Raw genomic sequence first — 14,993 nt, 5'->3', positions numbered from 1 at the left:
GCAGGAGGTCCCGGCCCGGCGGGACCGTCGCCTCTCTTGCCAGGCGGTGTCGCCGAGCGATGGTGGCGGCAACACGTTTCCGGCGATCCGCAGCGGAGGTCCAGGTCATGAACACGTCGTCCCGCTGGTCGCGAGCCTGGCACATGGTTCATCCAGGGAGGAATCCGCTCGCTCGCCGCGAAGATCGCGTCGAAGCGTTCACGGTGCTTCTCGCGGTCGCCCTCGTGGTCCTCGCCCTGCCGGTCGCCGCGGCGGTTGCTTCCGGGGTGTTCGCGGCCCGCGCCGAGCAGGCGGCGACCGAACAGGCCACCAGGTACCGCGCGGAAGCGACCCTTCTCGAAGACAGCGCGCCCATCGCCATCGGAGGCCGGTCGGGTGTCGTCGACGACACCTCGCCTGCCAAGGCGACGTGGGTCACTCGTGACGGGGACAGCCGAGTCGGCGAGGTCCAGGCGACGCGGGGGAGCCGAGCCGGCGCGAAGGTCCCGGTCTGGCTCGACGAGTCGGGGAACCCGGTCGCCGCGCCTCTCACCGGTCTCGACGCCCGCCTCCTCGGTGTCGGGACGGGAGTCGGCCTTTGGCTCGGCTTCATCGTGGTCGTGCTGGCCGGTTACGGCTGCGGTCGGGTGCTGCTCGACAGGGCTCGATGGGCGCGATGGCAGGAGGAATGGCGCGAGTTCGCGTCGCACTAGCGATGCCGGATGGCCGGGCTCATGGGTGGCGGTCTCTCGTGCTGGAACGGACGACACGCGTGCTGGAACGGACGACACGCGTGTTCCGTGGGACGGCACCGAGTTCCGTCCACCCAGTCACGCGTGTCGTCCCTCTGATCACGGGTGTCGTCCGTTCCAGCACGGGCAGGCCGCCACCCATGAGCCCGGCCAGCCTCACACCCTCGTATCCGACACCCCGCCCGCTTCACGGAATCAATCCGCTGGACGCCGTGAAGGGGTCCTTCACGGCACAGCGACCCGAACCGCGACTCACGACTGGCGGTGCCGAAGGTCCCGGCACACCGGGCCCACGGCCACTGCCGTCCTCGTTCGCGAGGCGAGACGCTGGGATCGTCGAAAGGCAGGTGCAGCAGGATGTTCCTCACTCGTTCGCCGGTCGTCGCGGAGGCGCTGCGTGCCGCGGTGCGCGCGCCGTCACCGCACAACTCCCAGCCGTGGATCTTCGAGCTGGCGCCGGACACGATCGACGTCGTGCTCGACGAAAGCCGGATCCTCGGCGCCTGCGACCCGGAGGCGCGTGAGGCGCGGCTGTCCTGTGGCGCGGCGTTGCTGAACCTGCGGCTCGCCATCGCCGCCGCGGGCCGGATCAGCGAAGTCGAGCTGACGCCCGAACGCGACAGGCCCGCCTTACTGGCACGGGTCACGCTTGGTCCCCACCACCGTCCCACCGCGAGCGAACGACGTCTCGCCGCCGCGATTCCCCGGCGATACAGCAATCGCCGCCCCTTCACGAACGAGCCGGTGCCACTCCGCGTACGGACCGCTGTGCGGGAGGCGGCCCGCGAGGAGGGGGCACGTCTGGTCCTGCTCGACGAGGCCGGTCTGCTGGAGGCGACCGCGGGACTCATCCGCCGCGCCGATCACGTCCAGGCCCTGGACGCGGCCTTCCAGCGAGAACTCCGGGCATGGACCCGGCGAGGCGCCGAGGACGACGGTGTTCCCGTCTACGCGGGCGGCCCTCGCTCAGCGGGCGGGCTGCTGCCTGGGCGGTACGTCAAGGAGGACGGTGCTCCCCGCGTCTTCGAGCAGGACCCGGTGGTCGCGGTGTTGACCATGCCGAACGACGCGCCGATGTCCCAGGTCCGCGCGGGGTGCGCGATGCAGAGGGTCCTGCTCACCGCCACGGACGCCGGACTGAGTGCTTCGTTCTACTCCCAGCCGATCGAGATCACCGCCGTACGCGCCGAACTGCGTGACCTGCTGGGGGACTCCGGCCATCCCCAGACCGTCTTCAGGCTCGGTTACGGCTCTCCGGGTGTGAAGACACCGCGCCGCCCGATCGAAGCGGTCGCCCGCGACAGGATCGAGGAGGAACGGCCATGACGACTTCGGTCACCGGAGTCCGACTGCATGTCTGGTCGACGGAGGAGAAGCGGATCATCGTGGCGGCCGCACGACAGGTCCCGAAGCGATGGATCGACGACGTCTGGACGCTGTCGGTCCACGAGGACTCGCTCGACTTGTACGAACGCCTCGCGAACAACCACCGGGTGCGGGACCGGGGCGGGCGTGCGCGGCTCATCGTCTGCGGGGCGGTACTGGCGAATCTCGAATGTGCGATCAGGATGCTGGGCTGGGCGCCGCTCACCGATCCGAGTTGCGACGTCCTCGCCCTGGATCGGGTCGCCAGGCTCACGGCGCGGCGGCGGGCCCGCCCTGTGGCGGCCGATTTCGCCCGTTTCGCCGCGCTGTCCGGGCGGCGGACCAAGCCGGCTCCGCCCTCGGTGTCGACGTGGGGACGAGACGTCGCCGAGGCGACCGAGGGCGGCGGCATCCGGGTCCGGGTGCTCGCGCCGTCCGATGTCCGTGATCTGCCCAAGGTGGGCAGGCAGGTCGCCAGGAAGGTGACTCCGGAAGCCTCCTGGACGGCGTTCCTCGTCACCACCGTGACCGAAAGCCGTGAACAGCTCGTCCGGTCTGGCGCGGTCGCGCAGCGATTGTTGCTCGCGGCCACCGGGTACGGCCTGGAGGGTACCGCTTTCACCGAGCCTTTCGACGCTCCCGCCATCCGCGGGGCGCTCGCCGCCATCGACGGTGTCCCCGGATTCCCGCAGATGGTCGTCGTGGTCGAAGAACGTCGGAAAACACCGGCACAGAAGGGAAGAACGTCATGACGGACAGTGCGACCGAGAACCGGATCGTCGTCGGTATGGACGGTTCGGCGGGCTCTGCCGCGGCAGTGCGCTGGGCGGCCGACCAAGCGGTCAGGCAGGGCGCCGCCTTGCAGGTGGTCACCGTGTGGGTCCACGACGAGATGCTGGACGACGCGTCGGCCGACCGGACCGTGGCGGAGGCGAGAGACGTCCACTTGAAGGCGCTGGAAGCCGCTACCGCCAAAGTCCTCGATGCCCATGAAGGGCTCGACATCACCTATGACGTCCCCCAGGGGGATCCCGGCGAAACGCTGGTCGAGCGTTCGAAAGGTGCCGCTCTCCTCGTGCTGGGCAGCCATGGCACGGGCAAGATCCGTGAACTGCTGGTCGGCTCGGTGTGCAAGACGGCACTGCGGCACGCGACCTGCCCGGTGGTGGTGATCCCGCCGCCCGCCGCGGCGCCGGAAGGCAGGCTCGGCCGGCTGCTGAATTCCGTTGCCTACGAGCCCGGTCCGATTCTCTGAGCAAAGCCGGAAACAGGAGACAGCCATGAAAGCGCGGCCCGAGTTCGTCACCGTGATCACGCGGCGAAACCCGCTCATCCGCTGGTCCGACCGGCTCGAGGCCGCGCTGATAGTCGGCGCCGTCCTGCTGGCTCTGCTGGCGATCCCGTTCGCCGCGGCCGCCGGATCCGCGGCCTACGCCGCAGGAAGGGAGCGCGCGGCGGAACAAGCGGCGAACCGTCAGGAGACGACCGCGGTGCTGATCGCCGACGCCCCGCCCGTACACGTGCGCCTCGACGGTGTGCCGCTCGACGAGAAGGTCGAGGTCGCCGCCCGTTGGACGGGGCCCGGCGGGCTGATTCGTGAAGGCGTGGTGACCGTCGATGCCGGGACGGTGACCGGGAACGAGGTGCGGATCTGGCTCGACGCGCGCGGGTATCCCGTCGAGGCGCCGGTCACCGACGCCGATGCCCTGAGCCAGGGCATCGGCGTCGGCACGGGGCTGTGGCTGGGCTGGCTCACCCTGGTCGCGATGGTCTTGCTGGCGTGCCGGGCGGCGCTTGGGCGCGGCCGTGCCGCCGAGTGGGCGCGCGAATGGGAACAGCTGGCCTGGAAGGAGAAAAGATGAGAATCCTGTTGACAGAAGCCACCTTCGACGAGTCCCGGGAGATCGCGGCCGCGTTGCGGGACCTGGGGTGCCGGGTCAGCCCGTGCCATGTCCGGTCCGGGGTGTGCCGAGCGCTCGCACCCGGCGGGACCTGTCCGCTGGACGAAGCGGACCGGCCGGATCTCGCCGTCGACGTCCGCGGTGCCGAGCCCGGTCTGACCGCACGGGAATTCGGTGTGGTGTGCGCGCTGCGGAAGCGGGTGCCGGTCGTGATGACCACGGCACGGGACACGGGTGGTCCAGTCGTCCCACCGGGTTTCGAAGACCGCGTCACGGCTTGCCCGCCGGAAGACCTCTTCGAAGCGTGCAGGGGATTCCTGCGCTCACGTGCTTGACCGAGAACGATCACAAGGAGATTTCGATGCGTGCTTCGGAGATCATGACCAGCCCGGCGGTGGCGACCACACCCGCGACGTCTCTCCGCGAGGCGGTGGCAGTGCTGACCGAGAAGGGATTCGCCGGTCTTCCGGTCGTCGACCACGAAGGCCGGGTGCTGGGGACATTCACCGAATTCGACGCGCTGAGGGGGATCCGGGCGGGCGGTGACGGGATCACGGTCGGCGCGCTGATGTCCACGCCGGTGGAGGTGATCTCGCCGTCCACCGACGTCACGGAGATCGGCAGGCGGATGCTGGCCGACCGGCTGCGTTGCCTGCCGGTCGTCGAAGAGGGTGTCCTGGTCGGTGTGGTGAGCAGACGCGATCTGCTCCGCCCGCTCGTCCGGCCCGACGACTCGATCGCCGCACAGGTGCACGGCCTGATCAGCGACTACGCCGGGTATCGTCCGAAGTGGACTGTCGAGGTCGACGGCGGTTACGTGCACATCGCCGGTGAGTTCCGGGACGAGGCCGAACGGCGGGTGCTCGACGCGCTCGCCCGGACGGTGCCGGGCGTGGTCGCCGTCGTGCTGGTCACCCGGAATCCGGCGGCGACATGACGGCCGGGGCGAGCGCTTTGCTGGCGGACGGCGACATGGTCACCGTCCGCCGCTTGCGTGCGGAGGACTTCGACGCCGTTCTGAAGCTGCATCAGCGGCTGGACGAGCACGACCGCTATCTGCGGTTCTTCACCGCCCATCCGGGGAGACTGGATCTGCTGAGCCGGTTGGCGATCGAAGGCCCGGGGATCGGGGCGTTCCGAGGGGAAGACCTCATCGGGATCGCCCATTACCGCCCGGCGTCCGCGGCCGATGCCGACCACGCGGCCGAAGTCGCACTGGTCGTCGACCGCGAGGTCCAGGCACACGGGGTCGGCACCCTGTTGCTCGAACACCTCGTGTCCTTGGCCCTGGCCCAGGGAATCCACCGCTTCGTCGCACTGGTGCTCGCGGAGAACACCCGGATGATCAAGGTGTTCTCCGACCTCGGCCTTCCGTACGTCATCGGAAGGGGAGGACCGGAGCTCGACGTCGAGATCGAGCTCGGCGAGCCTGACCGATACCTCGAGCGCGTCGAGGAGCGGGAACGGCTCGCCGACGTGGCGAGTCTTCGCACGGTGCTGGTCCCGGCCTCGGTAGCCGTCGTGGGGGCCGGCAGGCGGGACGACTCGGTGGGCAGGGCGATACTGCGGAACCTTCTCGACGCCGGCTATACCGGCGACGTATACGCCGTGAACCCGAACGCCAAGGAGATCCTCGGCGTTCCCTGTGCTCCCTCGGTGTCCTCTTTGGACCCCGCGATCGAACTGGCGGTGATCTGCGTACCCGCGGAATCCGTTCCCGACGTCGTCGAAGACTGCGGACGGGCGGGTGTGCGCTCGATCGTGCTCGTCACGGCGGGGCTGACCGGGACGCCGCTGGAACACCGCGTCCGCGAACTCGTCGCCCGGTACGGGATCCGGCTGGTCGGGCCCAACTGCTTCGGCGTGGTCAACAGTGCTCCGGCGACCCGTCTCGACACGACCTTCGCGCGCCGTGCCGCCCGGGCGGGCCGGATCGGGGTGGTGACGCAGTCCGGCGGTTTCGGGATCGCGCTGATGGACGCGCTCGCCGGGCTGGGGCTCGGACTGTCCACTTTGGTGTCCGCCGGTGACAAGTACGACGTGAGCGGCAATGATCTCCTGCGGTGGTGGCGCGGCGACGGGGAAACCGACATCGCGGTGCTGTACCTGGAGTCCTTCGGCAACCCGCGAAAGTTCAGCAGGCTTGCCAGTTCTCTCGCGAGGGAAAAGCCGGTTGTGGCCATTCGCGGGGCATCCGCCCCGGCGGCACAACGGGCGGCGGCCGCGCACACGGCCGCGCGAGCGGTCCCGGCCGCGACCAAACTGGCGTTGTTCGGCCAGGCCGGTGTCCTCGTCGTCGACACGGTGACCGAAGTCCTCGGCCTGCTCGCCGCGCTCTCGTGGCAACCGCTGCCATCGGGTCCGCGGGTGGTCGTCGTGAGCAACGCCGGGGGTGCGGCGGTTCTGGGAGCGGAGGCCTGCGTTCGCAACGGTCTGGTCCTGCCCGAGCTGAGCCGGAAGACGCACGACACGCTCCGGCGGCTGTTGCCCGAGCACGCGAGCGTGGGCAACCCGCTGGACACGAGCGCCGCGGTCACGGCCGGCACCTTCGCTTCGTGCGTCACCGAGGTCTTGGCCGACGAAGGTGTGGACGCGGTGATCGCCGCCGGCGTGCCGACCGGTGTCGGAGATCCGCTGGCCGGGCTGGTCGCGCGACCGGAGGGCAAGACCGTCCTCGCCGTGCGGCTCGGCCAGCTGGAGTCCGTCGCCCCTCACCGCGGGATTCCTTGCTACGCCGATGTCGAGGAGGCCGCGGCCGTCATGGCGAAGATGTCCGAACGAACCCGCTGGCTCGAGGCGGGGAAGGGCGGCCTGCCCCGGCTCACCGGTATCGATCTCGCGACGGCGACCCGGCTGGCCGGCGAGTACCTCTCCGCGCATCCGAGTGGTGGCTGGTTGTCCCGAAAGGACGGTGAGGATCTGCTCGGCTGCTTCGGGATCCGGGTGACCCGGCGGCGATTCGGTGATCGCGAGCTGCTGGTACGCGGCCAGTCCGACGACGTGTTCGGTCCGGTCGTCGTCCTGGGGCTCGGCGGTATCGACGGAGCCTTGCTCGACGACAGATCGACCGGCCTGGGGCCGCTCGGCACCAACGACGCCGAAGCACTCATCGACAGCCTGCGCGCGAGCAAGGCGCTGTTCGGGGGGAACAGCGCTCTCGACCGATCCGCGCTCGCCGACCTGCTCCTGCGAACCGACCGGGTCATGGAGCTGGTGCCGGAGGAGGTCGACGTCGACCTCGACCCGGTCTTCGTGTCGCCGGAAGGAGCCACCGCGGGCGCTGTCCGGGTGCTCGTCCGGCCGCGGCCATGGGCTGATCACCACCTTCGCCGGCTGTGAGAAGGACGAAGTCCCGGCACCGGGAAACGGTGCCGGGACTTCGGTTTCCGGACTGTCACCGGAGCCAAGGGTTCCTGTCCACGAAGGACAGTCGAGTCCAGCGCTCTCCGAGCCCCCAGGTGTTTCCGGCGGCGGTCGCGGCGAGCGCGATGAGCACGAGGGCGTAGATCACGTGGTACTCGATCAGAGGGTTCGTCGACATGGTCGGCTCGCCCGCGCCGTTCGTCCGGTCGAGGGGCCATTCGGCGATCCACATCAGCAGCATCATCACGGTGCCGGTGATGGCGGAGATCCGCATCCCGATCCCCAGGGTGACGGCGAGACCGATGCCGAGCAGACCGGCCATGAACAGCCAGTCCGCCCACCAGGTTCCGCCCCAAGAGCGCAGGGTTTCGGCGAACGGGCCCACGTCGACGCGGCTCAAGAAGCCCTTCGTCGGCGAGCCACCGTTGATCCAGGCGTTGCCGGAAGCGGTGGCGTAGCCGAGGCCGAAGGTCTTGTCGGCGAACGCCCACAGGAACAGCAGACCGGTGGCGACGCGGAGCACGGCGAGGCTCACCGCACCGGCCGACCGGCCGGAATGGACTTCCTGATGCTGGACGGGAACGCTGCGCCGGTGTCCGCTTTCGGTGGTGGCCATGGACTTCTCCTCTGTTGGCAGTTTCACGATCGCTTCGAGTGTGTTACGACACGGCACGCTGCTCTGGGGTCGAAAGGCCCGGGTACACGAGGCCATCGTCATGCGCCGCCGCGAGACTCGCGCGGCATGCGCGAATCAGCTGCCGGGTCGCCCGCGTCGGCGCCGCCCGTCCACAGCCCGGGCAGGAGAAGGTGACGTCCCCGGCCAGTTCGTCGACCGCGACGGAGAGCGCGAGAGAGCAAGAGCGGCACCAGCGGTGGCCGGTCACGACGATGACGTGCAGCGGCGAGGACACGCATTGGTGCAGCCAGCGGCGATGGGTCCGGCAGGTGATCCGATCGAGGGGATCCCGATCTTTCTCCTCCTCGAGGTCTTCCCGCGACAAGGTGATCGCGAGCCGCCGGTCCTTCAGATCCGCATAGCGGGCGAGGGGAGCCTGTTCCCGTTGGTTCTTCGTGGCCGACATGGGAGGGTCCTCGCTTCCGATCCGCGGGTTGTTGACCTGTACTCCCATCGTGCTCGGCTCGTCGGCGAATCAGGAGAGGCGGACGCCCCGGGTGAACCGGCCCTTCGGTCCGCCCGGATCCCGCCGAGCACGGGCCGAAGGTCCCGCCGCTCAGATGCCGAGGGAAGCGGGCCGGATGACGTCGTCGTCCCAGACGAAGTCGAGCCGGTTCCGGACGTCGACCACTCCGGGGACCTCGCTCGACAGGGCGCCCGCGCGTTCGACGGCGCCGCGGTTGTCCAGCCTGCCGAGGAGCGTCACCACACCGTCGGCGACCGTGACGGACGCCTGTCCTGGCGTCACCCACAGGGTGCCGGCGAGGATGTCGTGTTCGATCTCGCCACGGATCTCTTCGTCGGGACGCCGGAACGAGGACAGCAGGTCTCGGCGCGACACGACACCGACCAGCTTCGCGTCCTCGACGACGAACAGCCGTCGCACATGCTTCCTGGCCAGGAGGATCGCCGCGGCGGCGAGGGAGGCGCCTGCTGCGATCGTCACCACGGGTGCGGTCATCAGGTCCCTGGCGAGTAAGGCTTGCGCTTTGCGTGACTCGTCTTTGGCGTGATGTCCGGCGAAGAAGGCAGGGCGGGGATCCCGAAACCGCGCCAGGAGGTCAGCCTCGGACACCACGCCGATCGGCGCTCCGGAGTCGTCGACGACGGGGACCGCGCTGATCCGCTGCCTCGCCATCAGCGCGGCGAGGTGTTTGTAGCCGGTGTCCGGCGTGACCGCGATCGGATCGGTGGTCATGACTTCGGAAACGGTGCTGCACATGGATCGCTCCTTCGTGGTCAGGAATCCGCGGTGCGGGAGATCAGCACCGGGCAGGCGGCGTGGTGGATCAGGCTGTGTCCGGTCGAGCCGAGCAGGAGACCGCGGAACCCGCCGCGGCCCCGGCTGCCGACCACGACCAGTTGGGCTTTGACGCTCCAGCGCAGCAGTTCCTGGCGGGGTTCGTCGTGCACGACCACCTGGTGCACTTCGACGTCGGGATAGCTGTCGCGGAACTTCGACACCTGCTCGGTGAGCATCCGTCGAGCGGATTCGGTGAAGGCACTCCAGCCGTAGTTGCCCGCGGGATCACCGAAGGACCGGGAAGCCGAGACGTCCTCCCAGGCGTGCACCGCGACCAGGTCCGCTCCCCGGGCGCAAGCCTCGTCGAAGGCCGCGGCGATCGCGACCTCGGCGGAGGGGCTTCCGTCGACGCCGACCACGACGGGTTGTTTCCCCGCCGCGGGGAGGTCCCAGGTGCGGCCGCGTACCGACACGACGGGACAGTGTGCGTGCCCGGCGAGGGCGGTCGTCACCGATCCGCCGAACAGGGCGGTGAAGCGGCTGTGCTCGGTGGAACCGAGAACGACCAGACGAGCGGTTTCAGAAGCCTCTATCAGCGCCGGGGCGGGGGAGTCGTCCGAGAGGTGTGTCGTGACGACGGGGCCGTATGTGTGGCCCACGGTGTCCGCTGTTTCGCGGAGAATCGTTTCTCCGCGGTTCTTGACCTTGCGCAGTAGCTCATCGGACGGCGGCACACTACCCAGGTAGTAGTCCGGAATTCCCAGCGCGTGCCAGAGTTCGAGGGAGGTTTCGTGGCGGTCGGCGGCCTGCATGCCCCAGGTGGCGGCGGCACGGGCGCCGGCGGATCCGTCGGCACCGACCACGATCGGCCCGGTCAGCCGGAAGGTTCGGTTCATCATCGGCTCTTTCCGCTCAGCTACGTCCCTACGGGGCCAAAGCTAAGCGGGCGGACGTGTGCGGTCCGGTGCCGTTGGTCCCGGATTCCGGGGACCTCGGGTGCGCCTCAGGTCACTGGTGCGTGTGCGCGTGGAGCCGCTTCACTCGATCGATGACGATCCTCATCGCCGGCGGAGGGCTCAGCGGCCTCAGCCTCGTGGCACATCTGGTGGCACGGCCGGAATCCCCGGGACCGATCGTCGTCGTGGACGACGGTGGCCGTCAGCTCGCGACCGCGGGTTGGGCCTACTGGTCCGCTGAGCCGGGACTCCTCGACGAGGCGGTGTCGCGAACGTTCGATCGGTTCCGCGTGCACGCGGCCGGACGTGGCCGGATCGTCGGCCTCGGCCGGTACGAATACCGCTTCGTCCGTGGTGACGATCTGGCGGCGGCGGTCGGCAAGGCCGCGGCTCGACGTGGTGATGTCGTCTTCCGCCGCGGGCGGATCACCGAGATCCGGCAGGCGGGCCAGGGGGCGGAAGCCCTTGTGGACGGCGAATCCCTCCGGACTGATTGGGTGTTCGACAGTGTTCTCCGGCCTGGCCCGGCACGGGTGGACGGCTGGCTGATCTTCCGTGGTTGGCACGTGCGTACTGGCATCCGCGATGGGCGCCCGGACCCAGCTGTACTCCCTGACCGCGCTCGCGACGGTCGTGCTGACGGTACTTTTCGCGGGACCGTTGCTGGCAGGTTTTCCCAAGGCGGCGTTGGCGGCGATCGTCGTCTACGCGGCGTTGAAGCTGGTCGATCCCCGGGAATTCCGGCGCATCGCGAAGTTCCGCCGCAGCGAGTTCTTCTTGGCGGTGTCGACCTTGCTCGCCGTCGTCGCACTGGGCGTCCTCTACGGCGTGCTGGCCGCCGTCGGCCTGTCCATTTTGGATCTTCTGCGCCGGCTGGCGCGGCCGCACGGTGCCGTGCTCGGTTTCGTGCCGGGAGTGCCCGGGATGCACGATGTCGGCGACTATCCCGACGCGACGACCGAGCCGGGCCTGGTGATCTACCGGTACGACGCACCCTTGTGTTTCGCCAACGCGGACGACTTCCGGCGGCGAGCCCTCGCCGCCCTGGACGGGGAAAAGCGGGTCGAGTGGTTCGTCCTCAACGCGGAGGCCAACGTCGAACTCGACATCACGGCGGCGGATGCCTTGCGCGGGATCTGTGACGAGCTGCGTCACCGCGGGATCACGTTCGCGCTCGCCAGAGTGAAACAGGAGCTACGCGAAGATCTGGAAGCCGCAGACCTACTCGGGCTGATCGGTTCCGGGTCGCTGTACCCGACGCTGCCCAGTGTCGTCGAAGCGTTCCGTGAGAGGGGGAAGGCGCATGCCGAACCAGGATGAGCGCATGTGGTCCGGCAGCGAGGTCGAGATCCTGGCACGAGCCGTCATCCGTGCGCCGTCGGTGCACAACATCCAGCCATGGTCGCTGGACCTGCCCGGTATGCGCGCCGAGCTGAGCGAACGGACCGATCTCTCCTTGCCCGAGCACGACCCGACCGGTCGCGACCGGCTCATCTCCTGTGGAGCGGCCTTGGAGAACCTGGTACTGGCTGTCCGGGTACTGGGGTGGGCCACCGACGTGGAGATGCCTCCGGGGCCGGGACCGCTGGTCGCCGTCGTGACCACCTCGGGCCGTGAGCCGCCGTCCGACCGCGAGCTGCACGCGTACGCCGCCATCTCGCGGAGGCGGAGCCACCGCCGCCCGTTCGCCGCGATCCCGGTCGCGTCGTCGATCCTCGGACCGGTCATCGGGCAGCTGCCGCCCGGAGTCGGCTGCCGGGTCCTGGGCGCCGGTGACAAGGATTTCCTCGCGGCACTGCTCGAGCGGGCTGCTCGAACGATTCAGCGCGACGACGGCGTCCAGCGGGAGCTCGAGGAATGGACAGGGGACTGGCGGTCCGACGGTATCGGTGACGGCCTGCTCCGGCCTGGCTACGACAAGGCGGGCCTTCCGTGGGCGGGATTGGTCCGCCGGGCCAGTCTGGTCCCCGACGTCCGGACCCTTGCGCGCAGGCTGGACGCGGAGAGCATCTTGCTCTTCTGTGCGAAGGATGACGATCGCGCCGGCCACCTCGCCACGGGAGTGGCCATGCAACGCTCTTGGCTCGCGGCCATCGACGGAGGCCTGGCCGCGTCGGTGCTGACCCAGCTGCTGCACGAGGAACACGTCCGGGAGCGGATGACCGCGGAACTGAACCTACCGGGACACCCTCAGCTCATCATGCGGCTCGGCTATCCGGACGGTCATCGTCCGTCCTGACGGCCGCGTGACTTGGCAGAGGCGGCCGGTGGTGAAACGCTGGAGTCGTTCGGGCGGCGGAGACCCGCCACCGTGCCGACCTGAGGAGTGACCGAATGCCGCCGGAGCGAGGTTCGGCCGACGAGACGCCACCGAGCGCGGCGGTCTTGACCGGACTACGGCTCGACGAACTGCTGCACGAGGTCCAAGAGCGGCTGTCCGAGATCGTCAAGACCCGGGATCGGCTTCAAGGCCTGCTCGACGCGGTTCTGGCCGTGGCCACCGGGCTGGAACTCGACTCGACCCTGCAGAGAATCGTGCAGGCGGCGGTCGAACTGGTCGACGCCCGGTACGGCGCACTCGGCGTGCTCGGTGACGAAGACGGGCTTTCGGAGTTCGTCTACGAAGGCATCGACGCGGAAACCCGGTCCCATATGGGCCACTTGCCCGAAGGCCGGGGCCTGCTCGGACTGCTCATCGCGGAGCCGCGTCCGGTCCGGGTACCGGATCTGTCTCAGCACCCGGCCTCGGTCGGGTTCCCGGCGAACCATCCGCCGATGCACAGCTTCCTGGGTGTCCCGGTCCGCGTCCGGGACGAGGTCTTCGGCAATCTGTACATGACGGAGAAGCGGGGCGCCGCCGAATTCACCGCCGATGACGAGGTCGTCCTGCAAGCACTCGCCGCGGCCGCCGGGGTCGCGATCGACAACGCCCGGCTGTTCGAACGGTCACGGACCAGGGAACGCTGGCTCGAAGCGGTCGCGGAGGTCAACGGGGAACTCCTCGGAGGAGCTTCGGTCACCGACACGCTGAACCTGATCGCCGCCAGGGTTCGCGAACTCTCCGCCGCCGATCAGGTGCTGATTCTCCTCGCCACCGAAGTCGGGCAACCGTTGACGGTGGGCGTCTTCGCGGGGGAACGGACGACCGCTCTGGAGGGTACGTCGCTGGCGGGCGGGCATCCGGCCATCGACCAGGTGCTCGATTCCGGTCAGCCCAGTCTCGTCCCGGACCTGGGTACGGTCTCCTCCGGTCAGGCCGAGCCCGCTTTCGAGGGTCTCGGACCGGCCGCCGTGATCCCGTTGAACAGCACTTCCGGTGTCGGCGGGGCCCTCATCGCGGGGAGGGACAAGGGCTCCGCCCAGTACAAGGCTGATCAGCTCCCCATGCTGTCGTCGTTCGCCGGCCAGGCCGCGGTCGCGTTGGAGTTCGGCGAGAAACAGCGAAATCAGCGGCTGCTGGACGTCCTCGCCGACCGGGACCGGATCGCCCAGGACCTGCACGACCACGTCATCCAGCGGATGTTCGCGACCGGTATGAGCTTGCAGAGCATCGTGCCGCGGGTACCCGACACGTTCGCGCGGGACAGGGTGACGCAGGCGGTGGAGCAACTGGATCGCACGGTCCGCGAGATCAGGACGTCCATCTTCGACCTGCACACCTCGGGCTCGGACGCCTCGAAGAGCCTGCGCCGCCGGCTGCTGGACGCCGTCACGGAGTTGACGACCGAGAGCACGCTCACCCCTTCGGTCCGGATCGCCGGGGCCGTCGACACGCTCGTGCCGCAGACACTGCACGAACATGCCGAGGCAGTGGTCCGCGAGGCGCTGAGCAACGCCGTCCGGCATTCCGGCGCCGACGAGATCACGATCAGTGTGGAGGCCGACCGTGAGCTGACCATCGAGGTCGCCGACAACGGCATCGGTATCCCGCACGAGGGCAGGCGAAGTGGTCTGTCGAACCTCGCCGACCGAGCGGAGAGATGTGGCGGCGAAGCCGAGTTCGGCGACCGTGACGGTGGTGGCGCGCGGGTGCTTTGGCGTGTTCCGCTGACCTAGCCGTCACCGAATACCGGGGGCGCCGCGGTCTTCTTGAGTTCCGTCGCGAGGACCGCGGCCTGCGTCCGGCGCTGGATGCCGAGCTTGGCCAGGATCCGGGAGACATAGTTCTTCACGGTCTTTTCCGCGAGGAACATCCGCTCACCGATCTCGCGGTTGGTCAGGCCCTCGCCGATCAGGTCGAACACGGTTCGTTCCTGCTCGGACAGGGCGGCGGTCGGATCGTTCTGGTCGCGCTCACGCCGGATGCGGTTCATCAGCGCGGCGGTGGTCCGGCTGTCGAGCAGTGAGCCGCCACCCGCGATGGTGCGGATGGCCGACACGAGGTCGTTGCCGAGTACCTGTTTGAGGACGAATCCCGACGCGCCGGCCATGATGGCGGTGAAGAGTGCCTCGTCGTCGGCGTACGAGGTGAGCATCAGGCACCGTAGCTCCCGCTCGGTGGACAGCAGCTCCCGGCAGAGCTCGATGCCGGTCCCGTCGGGGAGCCGCACGTCGAGCACGGCGATGTCCGCCTCGCTTTGGGGGACGCGCGCGAGTGCTTCGGCGACGGACGCGGCCTCGCCGGCGATTTCGATGTCGGGTTCGTTCCCGAGCAGATCCGCCAGCCCCCGCCGGACGATCTCGTGGTCATCCACGAGGAACACCTTGATCGCCATGTCGTCCCTCCTGCGGGGTCCCGGCTTCTCGACCGACGGTACC

At 69.2% G+C, this 14,993-nt stretch carries 16 protein-coding genes and 1 pseudogene; 12 read left to right on the top strand and 5 right to left on the bottom strand.

The annotated features are described in order from the left end of the window. Positions 1-107 precede the first annotated feature (107 nt). From AORI_RS64110 to AORI_RS64075, 8 genes are all read left to right on the top strand, one after another. Complete coding sequence (locus tag AORI_RS64110; protein ID WP_016334959.1) at positions 108-692, top strand: Rv1733c family protein; 585 nt, start codon at positions 108-110, stop codon at positions 690-692. Between the two features lie 396 nt (positions 693-1,088). Continuing rightward, positions 1,089-2,057: an Acg family FMN-binding oxidoreductase gene (locus AORI_RS64105; RefSeq protein ID WP_016334958.1), complete on the top strand. Its 969-nt coding sequence runs from the start codon at positions 1,089-1,091 to the stop codon at positions 2,055-2,057. Beyond that, on the top strand, positions 2,054-2,848 hold the full coding sequence (locus AORI_RS64100) for a nitroreductase family protein (RefSeq protein ID WP_016334957.1): 795 nt from the start codon (positions 2,054-2,056) through the stop codon (positions 2,846-2,848). Before AORI_RS64105 ends, AORI_RS64100 begins: the two co-directional genes overlap by 4 nt. Next, on the top strand, positions 2,845-3,351 hold the full coding sequence (locus AORI_RS64095; RefSeq protein WP_016334956.1) for a universal stress protein: 507 nt from the start codon (positions 2,845-2,847) through the stop codon (positions 3,349-3,351). The genes AORI_RS64100 and AORI_RS64095 overlap by 4 nt, the downstream gene beginning before the upstream one ends. A gap of 25 nt (positions 3,352-3,376) precedes the next feature. Then, positions 3,377-3,958 (top strand): Rv1733c family protein, encoded by a 582-nt coding sequence (locus AORI_RS64090; RefSeq protein ID WP_016334955.1) that lies wholly within the window; start codon positions 3,377-3,379, stop codon positions 3,956-3,958. Continuing rightward, entirely contained in the window at positions 3,955-4,332 is a 378-nt protein-coding gene (locus tag AORI_RS64085) for a hypothetical protein (RefSeq protein WP_016334954.1), read from the top strand. The genes AORI_RS64090 and AORI_RS64085 overlap by 4 nt, the downstream gene beginning before the upstream one ends. 26 nt (positions 4,333-4,358) lie before the next feature. Continuing rightward, positions 4,359-4,934: a CBS domain-containing protein gene (locus AORI_RS64080; RefSeq protein WP_043848925.1), complete on the top strand. Its 576-nt coding sequence runs from the start codon at positions 4,359-4,361 to the stop codon at positions 4,932-4,934. After that, entirely contained in the window at positions 4,931-7,336 is a 2,406-nt protein-coding gene (locus AORI_RS64075) for a bifunctional acetate--CoA ligase family protein/GNAT family N-acetyltransferase (RefSeq protein WP_016334952.1), read from the top strand. Before AORI_RS64080 ends, AORI_RS64075 begins: the two co-directional genes overlap by 4 nt. Positions 7,337-7,391: 55 nt before the next feature. Here AORI_RS64075 and AORI_RS64070 read toward each other — a convergent pair whose 3' ends face one another. From AORI_RS64070 to AORI_RS64055, 4 genes are all read right to left on the bottom strand, one after another. Continuing rightward, entirely contained in the window at positions 7,392-7,976 is a 585-nt protein-coding gene (locus AORI_RS64070; protein ID WP_016334951.1) for a DoxX family membrane protein, read from the bottom strand. A 43-nt stretch (positions 7,977-8,019) separates the two neighbouring features. Beyond that, positions 8,020-8,442 carry a hypothetical protein gene (locus AORI_RS64065; RefSeq protein WP_046199816.1) on the bottom strand — a complete coding sequence of 141 codons (423 nt, stop codon included), beginning with the start codon at positions 8,440-8,442 and terminating at the stop codon, positions 8,020-8,022. A gap of 150 nt (positions 8,443-8,592) precedes the next feature. Then, a complete protein-coding gene (locus AORI_RS64060) occupies positions 8,593-9,258 on the bottom strand; it encodes a CBS domain-containing protein (RefSeq protein WP_016334949.1) in 666 nt (221 codons plus the stop codon). A 17-nt stretch (positions 9,259-9,275) separates the two neighbouring features. Next, positions 9,276-10,175 (bottom strand): universal stress protein, encoded by a 900-nt coding sequence (locus AORI_RS64055; RefSeq protein ID WP_228688162.1) that lies wholly within the window; start codon positions 10,173-10,175, stop codon positions 9,276-9,278. 152 nt (positions 10,176-10,327) lie between these two features. Here AORI_RS64055 and AORI_RS82980 point away from each other — a divergent pair. The 4 genes and pseudogenes from AORI_RS82980 to AORI_RS64040 form a co-directional block, all read left to right on the top strand. Continuing rightward, positions 10,328-10,753: pseudogene (locus AORI_RS82980) on the top strand (lycopene cyclase family protein); the annotation flags it as partial. Positions 10,754-10,820: 67 nt separating this feature from the next. Further along, the gene (locus AORI_RS82240; protein WP_016334947.1) at positions 10,821-11,555 is read left to right on the top strand and encodes a SulP family inorganic anion transporter; all 735 of its coding nucleotides are present in this window, start codon (positions 10,821-10,823) and stop codon (positions 11,553-11,555) included. Beyond that, positions 11,539-12,474: an Acg family FMN-binding oxidoreductase gene (locus tag AORI_RS64045; RefSeq protein WP_046199815.1), complete on the top strand. Its 936-nt coding sequence runs from the start codon at positions 11,539-11,541 to the stop codon at positions 12,472-12,474. Before AORI_RS82240 ends, AORI_RS64045 begins: the two co-directional genes overlap by 17 nt. Before the next feature lie 95 nt (positions 12,475-12,569). Then, positions 12,570-14,291 carry a sensor histidine kinase gene (locus tag AORI_RS64040; RefSeq protein ID WP_016334945.1) on the top strand — a complete coding sequence of 574 codons (1,722 nt, stop codon included), beginning with the start codon at positions 12,570-12,572 and terminating at the stop codon, positions 14,289-14,291. Here the strand turns inward: AORI_RS64040 and AORI_RS64035 are convergent. After that, entirely contained in the window at positions 14,288-14,950 is a 663-nt protein-coding gene (locus AORI_RS64035) for a response regulator transcription factor (RefSeq protein ID WP_016334944.1), read from the bottom strand. The genes AORI_RS64040 and AORI_RS64035 overlap by 4 nt on opposite strands. Positions 14,951-14,993 lie beyond the last annotated feature (43 nt).

Source organism: Amycolatopsis keratiniphila (assembly GCF_000400635.2).
In the GTDB taxonomy this organism is placed as follows: domain Bacteria; phylum Actinomycetota; class Actinomycetes; order Mycobacteriales; family Pseudonocardiaceae; genus Amycolatopsis; species Amycolatopsis keratiniphila.
The sequence above is the reverse complement of the archived record's forward strand: the minus strand, read 5'-3'. Positions and strand labels throughout refer to the sequence as shown.